Source organism: Anabaena sp. 4-3 (genome assembly GCF_001597745.1).
In the GTDB taxonomy this organism is placed as follows: Bacteria; Cyanobacteriota; Cyanobacteriia; order Cyanobacteriales; family Nostocaceae; genus Trichormus.
The window spans coordinates 91,229-106,889 of sequence record NZ_LUHJ01000033.1 but is presented as its reverse complement, the minus strand read 5'-3'; the positions used below and the strand labels follow the sequence as shown (position 1 = coordinate 106,889).

The window sequence follows — 15,661 nt, the reverse complement described above, 5'->3', positions numbered from 1 at the left end:
TGCTAAAGTCAAAAGCGTAGTTAATAGCGAATCTCCTAGTATGGCGGATAATTTTTCTTGGCTAAATCGTGGGATAGTGGAAGTATTCCCACAACCAACTGATACTGAACACGAAGTTGAAAGTTTAGAGAAACGCTTGGCAACTACGAATCGGCCTTTGCGGGTTAAGTTGGGAATTGATCCTACTGGTGCAGATATTCATCTTGGTCATAGCATACCAGTCCGAAAACTGCGAGCATTTCAAGATGCTGGTCATACGGCAGTCCTGATTATTGGCGATTTTACGGCTCGCATCGGTGATCCAACAGGTAAATCTGAGGTGCGTCGCCAACTGACACAAGCAGAGGTAAAGCAAAATGCTCAAACTTACCTTGATCAAGTGCGTCCTATTTTGGATTTTGACACACCAGGTAGATTAGAGGTACGTTATAACTCGGAATGGCTTTCTCAACTTGATTTAGGGAAAATCATTGAGTTATTGGCAACCATGACTGTGGGACAGATGCTAGCCAAGGAAGGTTTTGCTGAACGTTATAAAAAAGAGAATCCGATTTTTTTGCATGAGTTCCTCTACCCGTTGATGCAAGGTTATGATTCGGTGGCGGTTGAGGCAGATGTGGAATTAGGAGGAACTGATCAAAAGTTTAACATTGCTGTGGGTAGAGATTTACAGCGTCATTTTGGTCAAAAGCCCCAGTTTGGCGTACTTTTACCGATTTTGATTGGGACGGATGGACAACAAAAAATGTCCAAATCTTTGGGGAATTATGTCGGTTTGTCGGAACACCCTGGACAAAAGTATCAGAAGTTGCAGGGTGTTCCTGATCATTTGCTGAGGCAGTATTTTGAGTTGTTGACAGATTTACCTTTAGACAAGTTACCGGAAAATCCGCGCGATCGCCAAATGTTGTTAGCCTGGGAAGTCGTCAAACAATACCACGGTGAACAGGCAGCGAATGAAGCCAAGGAAGCAGCGAAAAGCGGCGGTAAAGAAGGTGCGGTTCCTGAATTTTCTTTAGCTGAGGTTTCCCAATTCCCGGTGAAGTTAGCTTATTTACTCAATGTTAGTGGTTTGTGTAAAAGTACCGGCGAAGGTAAGCGCAAAATTCAAGAAGGTGGTGTCCGCTTAGATGGCGATCGCATCACTGATGTTGATACCTGTTTTGAGCAACCGAGTGATTTACACGGTAAAGTTCTACAAGTTGGTAAAAATAAATTTGTCCGACTTGTCAGCAGTACCCAATAGTTAACTTTGGGGGTGGTCACAAAGACAAGCTAAAGTAACTAATGACTAATGACTAATGACTAATGACTAATGACTAATGACCAAATTATTGTCCCTTTAGATGTGGCGGATGAAAAAAGTGCGATCGCCCTCATCGATAGGCTAGAAGCAGTGAGTTTCTGGAAAGTCGGCTTAGAACTATTCACCAGTGTGGGGCCGAAAATTCTGGAAGTGCTGAAATCTAGGGATAAGAAAATATTTCTAGATTTAAAGTTTCACGACATCCCTAACACTGTAGCAGGAGCTTGTCGGGCTGCGGCGGGTTACGGTGTGGATTTACTCACTATTCATGCTACTGCTGGCAGAAATGCCCTACAAGCCGCTACGGATGCGGTACAGCAGGGGGCGACACAAGCAGGGGTCAAACCACCTAAATTGATTGCTGTGACGCTGCTAACGAGTATTTCAGCCAGACAGTTGGCTGTAGATTTGAAAATTCCCCTAGAGTTGCCAGAATATGCCTTAGAAATGGCGTTGATGGCCAAAGGATCGGGTTTAGATGGGGCGGTTTGTTCACCCCAAGAAGTCGCACAGTTACGCCAAATTTGTGGGGATGACTTTCTGTTCGTTTGTCCGGGGGTGCGTCCCACTTGGGCGGAAGCGGGAGATCAAAAGCGATCGCTTACCCCTGCCGAAGCTATCCAAGCCGGTGCAGATTACTTAGTAATTGGTCGTCCGATTACTGCTGCGGCTGAACCTGAGTTAGCTTGGCAACGCATTGTCCAAGAGTTAACCACAGCATGAAACCTGTTACCCGTTCAGTAAATTACTACTTGTGGCTATTAGCTGGCGGCTTCTGGCTGCTAGTAGTAAGTAGCTGGCATCACTCAGCATTTACTCAGGCACTCTCCCCTAAACCCTCTTTACAAAGTAACAGGGGGGAGAAGTCTGTTTGTAGTCAGCAAAATATAGAAACATTAACTACTCAGTTATTGCGCGATTTACCTAGCTACGCTAACCGTGCTAGTCAGCGCGGTCGCCGTCTGCGTAGAAGTAGCGATGTTTATAGCTATATGCTGGTAGCTGGTAGACCAGAATTTCAACCCTTGCCATTGCAACCCATTGGTCAAGAAAAAAGCACTAACCAAAACATTGAGCAAGTATTTTTTACCACTTTAGAAAGACAGTACATCGATACAAAAGTGGTAGAATTACAACAATTTCACCGACTACTGTTGACGAAAACACCAGAGGCTTGGCAGTTTGTGATCATGTTCACTCAAACTGGTTCTTATCCCAAACAACAGCCACCAACACCCCCACGGGATAGTAGTAACGGTAGTGTGGCTCAAGGAATTAAAACTTGGTTGCGAGATTGTCAAGCGGGAACTGTACGTAATCCAAAAATTTAACTTGCGCTGTTGTTGCTGATTTCATCGTATTTATTACGAACTGCCTGTATATCTTGCCACATCAACCATTTAGGACTACCAACTTCTTTAGAAGGGTTACGCAGTAAGTAGGATGGGTGAAAAATCGGCATACATAAACGTCCTTGCCATTCTAGCCACTGACCACGAATTTTAGTAATTCCCCGCTTATCACCTGTAATACCTTTGACTGCTGTTGCACCTGTGAGCAAAATAATTTTCGGGTCAACCAGACGAATTTGTTCTAATAAATAGGGTAAACAGGCCGCCATTTCGTTGGGGTTAGGCACTCGGTTATTCGGTGGACGGCATTTATTGATGTTACAGATGTAGATATCATGTTCGGTACTTAACTTCACAGATGCTAGTATATTTTCTAGTAACTGTCCTGACCTACCAACAAAGGGTAAACCTGTTTCATCTTCGTTTTGACCTGGTGCTTCTCCAATAATCATAATTGGTGCTTGGAGATTTCCCCGGCCGACAACAGCGTGTGTCCGGGTTTTACCTAATTCACAGCGATCGCACTGATTGCAATGTTGTGCTAACTCGCTCATATTAGTATAAGTTCCAGGCGGAACAGGAATTTTCGCATCTGTGGGAATCAGCTGTTTTTGGTGAAAGTTGGATTCTTCATTAAACAGGCTCAGTTGAATATCGTTGCTCATGAAAATCTCGGTGTCTGAAGATAAATTTTTTTCAGACAAATAAGGTTACTGAATCTGAAGATTGACTAAAACTATATTGTATCAATAAATTTTCCCTCAGCCGTTTTCTAGAACAGCCTACTCCAACACTTAAAAAATATTCTATCCCCAATCCCCAGTCAAGAGTCCCCAGTCCCCAGTTAATCTATAGTTCCTTGCTGATACTGCATGGCTTTGGCATAATCACCCAAGGCGTAGCAAGCAATTTTCAAACTAGACAGGGTTTGTTCTTCAATACGACGGTCTTTGAGGCTTCTTGCTAATAACAAGCGGGCTTCATAGTATGTAATTGCGCGGCGATAGTCTCCTAAAGCTTCACAAGCAACGCCAAGGCTAGCAAGGGTTTGCTCTTGACTACGTTGATCTTTGAGTTGTTGGGCTAACTGTAACCGTTTTTCATAATACTTAATTGATTTGGCGTAATCGCCGATGGCATAACAAGCATTACCTAAATTTTTTAATACCTGAGCCGCACTACGCGGGTTTTTCAGGGAAAGAGCTATTTTGACACATTTTTCATAATAGGCGATCGCCTTGGGGTAGTTGTCCAAGGCATACCAAGCATTACCGAGATTTTTTAATACCTGTTCTATACCCCAGGTATCTTGTAATTCTTGCACAATTTCTAAGCTTTGCTCTTGATATTCAATAGCTCGTGCCAAGTTACCTATAGCTTTATACACCAATCCTAAATTATTTAAAGCTGCAACTTGAGAGCGTTTGTCTTGTAGCTGTCGAGTTAATTGTAAACATTCTTCTAAAAATTCTATGGCTTGGTTGTAGTTGTTCAGGTGACGGTAAGCATTTCCTAAATGGGAAAGCATTTGCATTCGCACTGATAGTTTTGTTTTACCCTGTAAATTTAAAAACTTATGTCCGTAAGTAATAACACTTTTATAATCACCTGAAGTGTAAGCTAGCAGTGCCAACATAGACAGGACTTGTTCTTGGTGTGGTGTATCTCCAGCTAGTTGAAATATCTCTAGGGATTGTTGAAATAACTGAATGGCTGTGAGAACTTCCCCAGCTTGCTGCTGCTGGACTCCTTGCCGCAGTAATTGGTATGCTTTTGATACTTGCTGATCATGCTCTTGAGCCTGTGGTAATTCTTCTGGTAATCCTTGGCCAAATTCATGGGTAATTGTGTTGCGTTTCACTCGTTGGAGCGAGTTGGCAACTTGCACAGGAATTGTAGGTTTGATGTTGTTATTCTGTTCACCTGCTGACATTGAGCAATTCCTGATAACTGAGGAGATATTTATATTCTTCCCTAAAATGAATGATTTATTTCATTGGGGGAGGTAACAACCAGCAAAAACATATCAGTTAACTGTTCCCTGCTACTGTTGATTAGTGGTAGAAATCAATGGAGGAATTAATGATGCTGCGGAAATTAGAACCCGAAGTCATGGATAGCTGGGAGGAAGCGATCGCCTATGATACTATGGATTTTACAGAGGTGAATACGGCTTTTGCTCAAGAAGCGGTTATCCTCGGCCCTGCCGCATCAGGACTGGTGTTAGATGCTGGTACTGGCCCCGGTAGAATTCCGGTTTTGATGTCTCAAATGCGCCCTCAGTGGCAATTTATTGCTATTGATATGGCTAAAAATATGCTGCACATTGCGGAAAATCATGTCAAGCAAGCTGGGTTGCAATCACAAATTCGCCTGGAATTGGTAGATGCGAAAAGTTTACCGTATGAAGATGGGATATTTGATTTGGTTGTCTCCAACAGTCTGATCCACCATTTACCTGAACCACTACTGTTTTTCAAAGAATTACAGCGCGTTGTGAAACCTAATGGCGGTATTTTGCTGCGTGATTTATTTCGTCCAGAGGATGAAGCAACAATCAATTCTCTAGTAGAAAGTATTGGTAACGAATATGACAACCATCAAAAACAATTATTTCGGGATTCTCTTCATGCTGCACTGACTTTAGATGAGGTAAGTAAGTTAATTAACGCAGCAGGTTTAGTAGGATTGCAGGTTGATCAATCAAGCGATCGCCATTGGACGGCTAAACGCGGTTGGACTCCAATTCATCAGTAATCGTGAGGTTGTCAGATTAATTCAGGCAGTTTTATCTATTTAGCGGTGTTTTATTATTCCACACTGCTTCAAATTCTGCCTGAGTAATACCAAATTCTTGTAAATCCTTTCTTTCTAAAGGTTTATCGCATAACATCCCATAGTTATCTGCACAATGCTGATTATCATAGGATAATACGTTACCGTTCTCATACACCTCTATCTGTCTTGTCGCATATAAATCTTTGCCTACTGCCATCACTTCCAGAAAGTAGGTACTCGTACCCCAGGCATCAAAGTCACCGCCTAGGGATTCATCCCAGAACCACTTGCAATATTTCTTTTCTTGAGTCAAGGAAGGCATAATTTTACTCCTATAAAGAATTACCTGCCAGCTATTTTATAAGAATATACTTAGCCTGGATCTAAGTGAGTACCTTTAAATAAGATTAAAAATTAATTATAAGCACTGATATTTGGTTGAGGATAGTTTACTAAACTAGGCGAATCGCTATCAATTAGCGAAACTTAATGTTATACCCTGAGATTACTTCCCTTTGTTATCTATTTTAAACATTCCCAACACTCAGCAGAAGGCGTAAAAATATTAGTTTACAGTTTTCGTTATGGCTCAGGTTTTATATCTGAGCGTAATAGCCCTCTGACTTCCATTAAAATTATCCCTAACATATTTTTACCACTACCATCAGAACCACAACCCCAGTAATAGTCAATGGGTGAATTCTCTACTATTTCCTCATTACCTGTGGAAAGCAGGATTTCTCTGATATCTGCATGGGTTTCAAACTTTCTCAGCACAGCTTTTCGCATGATGTTATCTTTGACTTGCTCCCAGTCATCACGCAAAGGACGTTTTCTGTCTCTTCCCATGTTTGCAGCTGCTTTGGGGGTTTTTGCTAGGCGGATTTGTTCTAAATGAATTGTTCCGACAAATTTTTGCGCTTGAAAATAATGTTCGCTGGTGTACCAATATAGATTATCCAACATAAAGCCGTGAGGTGAGAAGTTAGAGAAACAGCCATAATTCTCACGGGCAGTATAAAAATAGATTGTCATTGGGTTAATTAGAGATGAAGAACTATTAAACAAAACCTGATGCCAAGTTAGCAGTTAATTGTTAACACTAACAAACACCAAAGATTTTAAATTATAAATATTTTGGATAAATTGGCAAAGAAATCACAAACTTACTTCCTTGATTAACTTCTGAAAATACTGCGATTTTTCCTTGATGTTTTTCAATGATTGTATAACAAACACTTAATCCTAAACCTGTACCTTTTCCCACTGGCTTAGTTGTAAAAAAAGGGTCAAATATTTTTTGAATATTTTCTGGAGTAATTCCTGCGCCATTATCAGTAATCTCAACTTTAATATGATTATCGTCTACTTGATCTGTAGATATGATGATTTGGGGATTATTTTGAGTTTTTTGTGCTAATAACGCATCAATAGCGTTACTAATTATATTCATAAATACTTGGTTTAGTTGGGCTGGGTAACACTCAATTAAAGGTAAGTTTCCATAATTTTTAATCACGGCAATTCCTGATTTTATTCGATGATTAAGAATTAAAAGAGTATTATCAATACCTTCATGAATATCTACCTCTTTCATATCTGCTTCATCTAAACGGGAAAAGTTACGCAGAGACAAGACTATTTCTCGAATGCGTTGAACACCCATTTTCATAGAAACAAGTATATTTACTAAATCTTTGCTAATAAAGCTTAGTTCAATTTCTTCTATTGTGTCGGCAATTATATCATCTGGATGAGGATATTGTTGTTGATATAAGTTTATGAGATCAAGTAAATCTTTGATATATTCATCTGCACATTCGATATTGCCGTTAATAAAATTAACAGGATTATTGATTTCGTGGGCTATACCTGCAACCATTTGCCCCAGAGATGACATTTTTTCTGTTTGAATGAGTTGTGCTTGGGTTTGTTGTAATTCTTTTAATGCTATTGTTAGTTCCTGAGTTCGTTCTTCGACTCGTTGCTCTAAAGTTCGTTGAGCTTGCTGAAGTTCTTGGGTGCGTTCTTCGACTCGTTGCTCTAAAGTTTGGCGTGCTATTTCTAGTGCTTTAGTGTATTCTCCCACCCATTCTACTAATTGATTTAAAGAATTAGCTAGCGTTCCTATTTCATCACGACTATTGATATTAGCTCTGAGTTGAAAATTGGATTCTTGTGTAATTTTTCTGGCAATTTTGGTAACTGATTGTAAAGGAAGCGCAATTAACCTGCTAGTTAATAATGCAATGATCATAGCGATCGCAGTAGATAACAATATACTGATGCTCACCAACTTGACTCTTAAAATCCTCGCATCGTTAAAACTTTTATTGGCTCGCTGTTGTTGTTTTTCTGCATGAACTATGATTTGAATCAATTCATCAGATTGCTTTTCAAATTCAATATTTATGTTGATAGTTTCTTTCTCTTTGAGCAAACTTAATAGTTGACTCAAAGGTAAATCATTTGATTCATTTGTAGCGATTTCTTGCCAGAAAAATTTTATATCCTGGCTATATATCTCTATTTTATCTCTGTATTTTTTTAAAAAACTCTGGAATACTTGATAGTCTAAAGCTAAATCATCAGGATGCTGTTTGATAAAATCTTCTATAGCAATTAATTGATTATTTATATAATTAATATCTGATAAAAATCTATTTTTTTCAAATTCTAACCACACTGAATCATCTATAACAGGAACTAATCTCTGTGGATGTAGCCTCGCTCTATTTACCGCGTTTTCTAAATTTTTTAAAAGATATTGCTGCTGATAGGATAAATTTAATTTTTTGTAGGCGGAAAATTCATAAGAATATGCAATTAATGAACCACTGACTATGCCTATTACAGTGGTACCAATCACTATAGTATAGCTATAAGCAATTTTTTTAGTTATGCTCCAGTTATGGCTAAAACCATTAAATAGACGCAAACAATTCTTTTTGAATTTATCGGGAATAACATCTATCATCAATTTAAACCGGACACTAATACTCTATTTTAAAAAACTGTCTTGTCCAATTTTTTTATAAACCTCACGAATCATATTGTAATCAGCGTCATTTGCTATGCTCATTTCGCTACCCACATATTTACGATTGGCTTGAGATTTTACCATACTTTGAATCAGTTTATCTTGATTTTTTAGCATCTGCGATCGCAATCTTTCAATAAAGCTAGAAGCTAATTGATTACTCACAACAAATACATCCCTAGGAAGTTCCGGCCCTTTCAGAATAATTTTAAAATCTTTCTCTGATAAACCCTCAGATTCTAGCACATTTTTGTATCTATCAGATGCAGTTGCCCAAGCATCTACTTCACCTGATTTTAAAGCTTTTCCTCCTTCATCGTCTAACATGACAATTTGAACATCCGATTTAGGATCTAATCCTGCTTCTATCAGTAAACTTGTAGGTGCAATATGTCCAGAAGTCGAGCCAATTTTACGCATAGCAATTTTTTTGCCTTTTAATTCAGCTAATGTTTTAATATCGCTATCTGCTCGCACCACAAAAATTGTATGGTAGTCTTTACGTTTAACAGCAACTATAGGAATTGCTTTCGCCCTAGAATTTAAAATTAGGTACTCGGAAGGCCCTGCAAATGCAATATCTAAATTACCAGATAATAATGCTGGTGCTGCTGCTGTGGGGTTGTTTACAGGGAAAAACTCAATTGTAATACCTAATATTTCTGCTAAAGTAGTCCGAAATTCTTCAAAATCTCTTTTTAAATCATCCAGCCCAGTCACGTCTGTCACGGCAAACTTGATATATTTAGGACTTGTACTTGATTGGTTGGAATTACTTTTGAGCAAATTACTGCTGCTACAACCAGCAATATATAATAATGAATACGTAATCAAATTACGTCTTTTCATGATTTTGAATAAAATTACGCTAGCAACAAATACTTGCTTTGATCGAAAATACCCTCAAAAACTATAAGGCTTCTTTCTATTAATTACTTCTGTAATTTTACGGATTTTCTCCCAAAAAATTACTAGCTGAAATAAATTTTTCAGGTTAAGATAAGGTTATAAATTTGGGTGAAATATTCATATTTAAACTAAAAAGTTTAATTAATGTTAAATTAATTTAACACTTATTCAATATTAAATATAAATTACTAGCCCTTGAAAGTTATAAATTGAAATCATTTTTGTCCAACAAGATGCCCGAATTATCGCAGCAGTCGGAAGTTTTCAGTTTTCGCTACTGAAAAATCAGATGCTCAATGTTTGATTTTTTTAACGCGGAGGGGCGCGGAGGTTCACGCAGAGGTACGCAGAGGTTTTATGAGCGGTGTTGGCTGGGGTTGATTAGGGAGGAGTGTTATGGTAAAGAGGCAGTAAAGTTGTACTGGATAGGCGCAAGTGTACGACGCTTGATAAAGTTTTACTTTTTTTACGATTAATTAGTTTTGCCACCATCGACGGGGCGGTACAATAGACGTTATTTTCGTAGCTTCAAATAAATAACTATGGCAATGCTGTCTACACTGCAAAGTGCATTTACTAACCGCCGTGTTCTGAAAGTGATTAGCGGTTTGAACAATTTTGACGCTGCTTGTGTCGCTTCCGTGGTGAAAGCGGCTGAACTGGGTGGTGCAACTTTTGTAGATATTGCTGCTGATACCGCTTTGGTGAAGCTGGCTAAAAATTTGATTAATTTACCAGTTTGCGTCTCAGCAGTAGAACCAGAAAAATTTGTGTCAGCAGTAGCGGCTGGTGCAGATTTGATTGAAATCGGAAATTTTGATGCTTTCTACGCTCAAGGACGCAGATTTGAGGCTGAGGAAGTTTTGGCGTTAACTCTCCAAACTCGCGCTCTTTTACCAAATATTACTTTGTCTGTGACTGTTCCCCACATTCTCGAATTAGACCAACAGGTACAATTGGCAGAAGAGTTAGTGAAGGCTGGTGCAGATATTATTCAAACTGAAGGCGGCACTAGCAGTCATCCTGCTCACGCTGGCAGTTTGGGGTTAATTGAAAAAGCTGCTCCTACCTTAGCCGCAGCTTATGAAATTTCTCGCGCTGTGTCAGTGCCGGTATTGTGTGCTTCTGGTATTTCTAATGTTACAGCACCACTAGCGATCGCCTCCGGTGCTGCTGGTGTGGGTGTCGGTTCCGCTATCAACCAACTCAACAGCGAAGTCGCGATGATTGCTGCTGTACGCGGTTTAGTTGAAGCTTTGGAAAACTCAAAAGTTCTGAGTGCTTAATTAGTGCGGAGTTGGGAAGTGGGGCATGGTGCATCGGGTATGGGGCATGGGGATAAATTATCCTCTGCTTCCTCCTCTCCCCCATTCCCTACTCTCACTAAACCAGAATATCTTTTAAAGCATAAATTACCTGCTGTTGCTGCTCTTGTGTTAGTTCTGGGAACATCGGCAAAGATAAAACTTGATTGCAAGCTTGCTCTGCTAATGGTAATTTTCCTGGTTGATAGCCTAGATGTTGATACGCTGGTTGTAGATGCAAAGGATAAGGATAGTAAACCATTGAACCTATCCCTTTCTCTTGTAGTTGGTTGCGTACTGAGTCCCGATAGTTCGCGCTAGCACCGTTGCGTTCTTCGCCTAGTACGCGGATGGTGTATTGATTCCACACACTCACACCCCCAGCTAATGCTTGAGGTGGGATGATGCCGGGAATTTGACTGAGGAATTGCTCGTAATATGCGGCGATCGCTTGACGTTTTTGATTCCAAGTGTCAAGATAACCCAGCTTAATCTCTAAAATTACGGCTTGAATGGCATCTAATCGGCTATTTATACCAATGTCTTGATATTGATAGCGGTGTTTTTGTCCATGCTCTTTGATTATCCGCACCTTAGCCGCTAGTGCTGCATCATTGGTGGTAATTGCGCCACCGTCGCCACAAGCACCTAAGTTTTTCGTCGGGTAAAAGCTAAAGCAACCAATATGTCCAATGCTACCAACTTTTTGATCACCCCAGATGGCTCCTGTAGACTGGGCGCAATCTTCAATTACTGCTATATTATGAGCCTGAGCGATCGCCATTAGTGCAGTCATATCCACAGGTTGTCCGAATAGGTGAACTGGGATAATGGCTTTGGTTCTGGGTGTGATTGCCGCCGCTACTTGCTGCACATCCAGGTTAAAGGTTATATCATCTATATCAACAAATACTGGTTTGGCACCAACGGCAATAATTACTTCTACCGTAGCGACAAAAGTAAAAGGTGTAGTAATAACTTCATCACCTGCACCAATTTCTAAAGCGCGTAGTGCTAAGTATAAGGCATCTGTACCAGAGTTACACGCTACACAATCAGTCACACCATGATAGGCGGCAAACTGTTGCTCAAAGCTTTCTACTAAGGGGCCACCAATATAACGTCCAGAAGCTAGAACCTCTACAACGGTAGCACTTACTTCTGTTTCTATAGAAGCATATTGCTGCTTATTATCAAAGGCAGGGATAAAACTTAGGCTTTGGCTCATGAGTTTTCATTTTATATGAAGATACAAAAAACACACTGCGACTGTCAATTGGTGCTAAGAAAATTTTTCCGCAAAAAAGCATAAAAGACTGTCGCGGGAAACACACATTAAACAGAGTTTTTACTGTAATGATTTCAGGGTGAGGTTAACCATGATGATCATGTATCAATCAAGAACCAACTCCTGAAATTAAAGTTCCGTGTTTGTAAACTGTGATGAGGGGAAAATCCTAGGAGGTAGAGAACCCATGCAGGATTTAATTAAGTTGGATTTGGTGGATTTAGCTGTGGCTGTGGGATTGATGGCGATCGCCATTGGTTTATCTGCTTGGGAAAGATTAGGACTAGAATTAAACATAGCGATCGCCACGGGTAGAACCATCCTACAATTAGCTGTTTTGGGATACGTTTTAGACTTCATCTTTGCTTTAGACAATCCTTGGGCAGTATTGGTATTTTTAGCAGTGATGTTAACGATTACGGCGATTGTCGCACGAAATCGCATCAGTCAAAAAATTCCCTTAGTTTTACCTTTGGTTTGGGGTGCAATGTGCCTTAGTACCTTGTTAACGCTGGTTTATGCCAATTTCTTAATTATTCAACCAGAGAGATGGTATGAACCGCGCTATATTATTCCGTTAGCTGGGATAATTTTAGGTAATGGCATGAATGCAGCTGCGATCGCTGGGGAACGGTTGGTAAATAGCATCAACACCTTTCCCATCGAAATCGAAACTCACTTAAGTTTAGGTGCAACACCCCAACAAGCAACCAACCAGTACAGAAAAGAAGCCATTCGAGCCGCCTTACTTCCCACCATCAACCAAATGATGCTCTTAGGTTTGGTAGCCATACCCGGAATTACCACCGGGCAGTTACTCGCTGGTGTCAAACCCCTAGAGGCTGTTTCCTACGAAATTGTCATTGTCTTTATATTTGCGTTTGCCAATTTATTCATCACAATTTTAATTACCAAAGGATTGTGTCGTCAGTTCTTTAACTCTGCTGCCCAGTTAGTCAGATGATGGTAGTTAGCAGGGTGCGTCAGGATGAATATTTTCTTGGTATGGTAGGGTTTCTCGTACTGACGCACTCTACATTATTACTCAGTATTAGCGGAATCTATCAGGATTTAGGCGAGTGGGGACTTGGGCTGGAGTTTGACGGCGAATTGCTACGCCATTTCTCAGATTTCTGCCTGTTCCCCCATCTTTCACATCAAGGTAAGGTTTGAGATTAATCCCACTTCTCAAGGAATTGACACGATTACCGTTACCTAACAAGGTACGACCTAAGTTATAAAGTTCGTTTCCTCCACGATTAGTATAGGTGTTGACGGCTATAGTTTGCTGACCGTTATCGGCAGACATCAGGTTTTGAAAGATGCTATTGCGGACGTTGTAAGGATCTCTATTTCGAGGTACTGTCAACACAATCCGACAACTAGGATCAGCTTCACTGGTGACACAAACGATATTCTCGTTGTTTAGTACAGATACCTGAAGTTCTTGTAAACCATCTGGTCGGTATAATTCTAAACGGTTAGCAATGGTTTGACAGCGTAGTTGGGGATTCCAACCACCACCTAAAGCCGCAGGAGTAGCCCAAGAAAAGAATTGTCCTGGCTGGCTTTGGGGTTGGTACATTACGGTGTACTGACCGTTATATTGTTGACAAACAAACCGCGCATTACCAACAGTAGTTGTGGCAGTAGATGTATTTACTGATGTATCTGTAGGAAATGGTGTAGTTGTGGTTGTTGGTGTTGATGAACCTGAAGGTACAGTTGGCACAACTACACTATCAGTAGAATTATCAAATTGGGCAAATGCCACCCCATTACCTAAAAACAAAGATAAACTCAGACCACCCAAACAAGCTAACTTCCAGCTTTTTGATAACATAAACACTCCTCTAGTGGACACAGAGTAGAAATGATAATTCTATTGACGCAAATTTTTATCTTTTGATTCTTCAGTACGCTGCTTTTTTTCTTCTTGTTCTTTCTTCTCTTGGAGCAGTTTTTTCACTCTTGCTTTAATCTCTGCATGACGTTCTACGCCTTCAAAAGCGTAGCGGTTGTAACTATTACGAGTAATCATGTTTTCTATATAATTGACTCGTTCATTGCCGCCTGGGTGAGAAGATATCCACGTAGGAATACTAAATTTCTTTTGTTTGTCTAGTGTCACCATTAAGTTACGCAAACCATCAGCAGCATAACCACTAGCAACAATTAAGCGTGTTCCGAGAATATCCGCTTGTCGTTCCATATCCCGGTTGTAAGTCAATGTAAACAGTCGCCCAATTGTGCCACCAAAAGGTAGATATTGGGTAACGTTAGAAATGAGATTACCTTGAGTAACTAATTGAAAACCATGTGATAACACAACATGAGCTAATTCATGTCCAATTAATCCCGCTAATTCTGCTTCTGAATTAGTTTTAGCGATCGCACCTGCATTAATGAAAATTTTCCCCCCAGGTAGGGCAAAAGCGTTAAGGTCTTCTTCAGGAATTACGAAAAATTCATATTTAAATTCCTTCCTCCCGGCAATATTGGCTAATTTCTGTCCAATGTCATGAACATAAGCCAATGTAGCTTCATCTACGACTAAAGGTAGTTGTTTTTTCGCCTGTTTTGCCACTGATTCGCCTACAGATTCTTCACCCTGTAGCAGTAAAATTGTGGAATCCAGGGCAGAAAATGGCCCTAACAAGCTCCCAGTCACCGCATAACCTAAAGCACCTGTGATAATGTTACTAATCACATTGCCTCTAATTTCTGAACGAATATGCGACTTGTAGCGTTTAAGATTAGCTTCGGCTAATTCGGTAAATTCTGACGCTTGGGGACTTTGGGGATTGAGAATGGCAAATTGACGCGCTGCTAAGGAGGCTTCCATCCATTTCTCCGCCTTATCTAGTGCTGTCACCCTAGCTTTAACTAATTCTGCTTGTTCGGGATATAGTGAAGTAGCACGTTCTAAGATATCTAATGCTTCTTTTTTGCGGTCGTATTGCGTTAAAGTTTCAGCGTAGCGAATATGACCCGGAATAAATTCTGGATACTGCTCGACTAATAATTGTAGAGGTACTAAAGCCCTTGTTTCCAGCTTGTTAGCGATTCCGGCTGCTGCTTCTCGCCAGTATACTTTACCTGCTGGTGAAAGTTGTGCTGGGTCAATTATCGCTGGTTTGCGTTCTGGCTGTGCATTACTAGAGTTTGTAAAGGGTGCTTTAACTTCACGATACAGTTTTTGTGCTTCTGCGAATTTACCTGCTAAATACAGTTTGTCTGCTTCTATAAGCTTCTGCTGGCGGGCAATTTCTTCAGGAGTAGGTTGTGGCTCGTCTGGTACTTCACTAGCTTCAGAATTGGGTGGTGGGGAATCTGAAGTTTCTGGTTGTGGTAACGTTTCAGTGTTCGATGAGCCTCGCAAAGCATCCCGGAGCTTTTCTTCGGCTGGGATTTCTGGGTTAGGTGGGGTTGTCGTCTCAATCTTCGGTGCTTGGGCTGGTGCTGGTGCTGTCGGTTGGGTAAGGATAATCAAGATTGATGTACTAACTGACAGCAATATCCAGTTAAAAGCTAGCAGCAGAGACTTCCGGCTTCGTTTCATCCTAAGTCCACCTCTAAAAAAAGGGCATTTTTTTAGGGTAGGAGCAATTACCCGAATTCGCCTAGTGCGATCGCCATTACTTTACAGAAGCAGGGGCGTAGGGGAGATGAGGGAGATGGGGG

Annotated in this window: 15 protein-coding genes; 6 read left to right on the top strand and 9 right to left on the bottom strand. The window is 40.4% G+C overall.

What is annotated here, in order from left to right:
• The first annotated feature begins 40 nt into the window (after positions 1 to 40).
• The 3 genes from tyrS to A3775_RS09740 all read left to right on the top strand — a co-directional run bounded on the left by tyrS (position 41) and on the right by A3775_RS09740 (position 2,637).
• Complete coding sequence (tyrS, locus tag A3775_RS09750) at positions 41 to 1,246, top strand: tyrosine--tRNA ligase (protein WP_066376916.1); 1,206 nt, start codon at positions 41 to 43, stop codon at positions 1,244 to 1,246.
• 69 nt (positions 1,247 to 1,315) lie between these two features.
• Entirely contained in the window at positions 1,316 to 2,029 is a 714-nt protein-coding gene (gene pyrF / locus A3775_RS09745; protein ID WP_066376876.1) for an orotidine-5'-phosphate decarboxylase, read from the top strand.
• The gene (locus tag A3775_RS09740) at positions 2,026 to 2,637 is read left to right on the top strand and encodes a hypothetical protein (protein WP_066376873.1); all 612 of its coding nucleotides are present in this window, start codon (positions 2,026 to 2,028) and stop codon (positions 2,635 to 2,637) included. The genes pyrF and A3775_RS09740 overlap by 4 nt, the downstream gene beginning before the upstream one ends.
• On the opposite strand, the gene A3775_RS09735 is transcribed toward A3775_RS09740, so the two are convergent.
• Together A3775_RS09735 and A3775_RS09730 are read right to left on the bottom strand one after the other, a co-directional pair.
• Positions 2,634 to 3,323, bottom strand: coding sequence for a uracil-DNA glycosylase family protein (locus tag A3775_RS09735; RefSeq protein WP_066424754.1), 690 nt, complete (start codon positions 3,321 to 3,323; stop codon positions 2,634 to 2,636). The two genes, A3775_RS09740 and A3775_RS09735, sit on opposite strands and share 4 nt — an antisense overlap.
• Positions 3,324 to 3,502: 179 nt before the next feature.
• On the bottom strand, positions 3,503 to 4,591 hold the full coding sequence (locus A3775_RS09730; protein WP_066376868.1) for a tetratricopeptide repeat protein: 1,089 nt from the start codon (positions 4,589 to 4,591) through the stop codon (positions 3,503 to 3,505).
• Between the two features lie 152 nt (positions 4,592 to 4,743).
• Between A3775_RS09730 and A3775_RS09725 the strand changes: the two genes are divergently transcribed.
• Positions 4,744 to 5,415 carry a class I SAM-dependent methyltransferase gene (locus A3775_RS09725; protein WP_066424791.1) on the top strand — a complete coding sequence of 224 codons (672 nt, stop codon included), beginning with the start codon at positions 4,744 to 4,746 and terminating at the stop codon, positions 5,413 to 5,415.
• A 31-nt stretch (positions 5,416 to 5,446) separates the two neighbouring features.
• Here the strand turns inward: A3775_RS09725 and A3775_RS09720 are convergent, their stop codons facing one another.
• The 4 genes from A3775_RS09720 to phnD form a co-directional block, all read right to left on the bottom strand.
• Positions 5,447 to 5,758 carry a hypothetical protein gene (locus tag A3775_RS09720; protein WP_066376867.1) on the bottom strand — a complete coding sequence of 104 codons (312 nt, stop codon included), beginning with the start codon at positions 5,756 to 5,758 and terminating at the stop codon, positions 5,447 to 5,449.
• Between the two features lie 260 nt (positions 5,759 to 6,018).
• Positions 6,019 to 6,471 carry an NADAR family protein gene (locus A3775_RS09715; RefSeq protein ID WP_066424752.1) on the bottom strand — a complete coding sequence of 151 codons (453 nt, stop codon included), beginning with the start codon at positions 6,469 to 6,471 and terminating at the stop codon, positions 6,019 to 6,021.
• Between the two features lie 91 nt (positions 6,472 to 6,562).
• Positions 6,563 to 8,413, bottom strand: coding sequence for a sensor histidine kinase (locus A3775_RS09710; protein WP_066376865.1), 1,851 nt, complete (start codon positions 8,411 to 8,413; stop codon positions 6,563 to 6,565).
• Between the two features lie 24 nt (positions 8,414 to 8,437).
• Positions 8,438 to 9,325, bottom strand: a complete 888-nt coding sequence (gene phnD / locus A3775_RS09705) for a phosphate/phosphite/phosphonate ABC transporter substrate-binding protein (RefSeq protein WP_066376864.1) — start codon at positions 9,323 to 9,325, stop codon at positions 8,438 to 8,440.
• A gap of 602 nt (positions 9,326 to 9,927) precedes the next feature.
• On the opposite strand from phnD, the gene A3775_RS09700 reads away from it, so the two are divergent.
• The gene (locus tag A3775_RS09700; RefSeq protein WP_066424750.1) at positions 9,928 to 10,671 is read left to right on the top strand and encodes a DUF561 domain-containing protein; all 744 of its coding nucleotides are present in this window, start codon (positions 9,928 to 9,930) and stop codon (positions 10,669 to 10,671) included.
• A 97-nt stretch (positions 10,672 to 10,768) separates the two neighbouring features.
• Here the strand turns inward: A3775_RS09700 and A3775_RS09695 are convergent, their stop codons facing one another.
• Complete coding sequence (locus A3775_RS09695) at positions 10,769 to 11,917, bottom strand: DegT/DnrJ/EryC1/StrS aminotransferase family protein (RefSeq protein ID WP_066424748.1); 1,149 nt, start codon at positions 11,915 to 11,917, stop codon at positions 10,769 to 10,771.
• Positions 11,918 to 12,164: 247 nt separating this feature from the next.
• On the opposite strand from A3775_RS09695, the gene fetB reads away from it, so the two are divergent.
• A complete protein-coding gene (gene fetB, locus A3775_RS09690) occupies positions 12,165 to 12,941 on the top strand; it encodes an ABC transporter permease (protein WP_066376860.1) in 777 nt (258 codons plus the stop codon).
• 87 nt (positions 12,942 to 13,028) lie between these two features.
• On the opposite strand, the gene A3775_RS09685 is transcribed toward fetB, so the two are convergent.
• On the bottom strand, positions 13,029 to 13,820 hold the full coding sequence (locus A3775_RS09685; protein WP_066376859.1) for a COP23 domain-containing protein: 792 nt from the start codon (positions 13,818 to 13,820) through the stop codon (positions 13,029 to 13,031).
• Between the two features lie 39 nt (positions 13,821 to 13,859).
• Positions 13,860 to 15,539 carry a M48 family metallopeptidase gene (locus A3775_RS09680; protein ID WP_066424746.1) on the bottom strand — a complete coding sequence of 560 codons (1,680 nt, stop codon included), beginning with the start codon at positions 15,537 to 15,539 and terminating at the stop codon, positions 13,860 to 13,862.
• Positions 15,540 to 15,661: the final 122 nt, after the last annotated feature.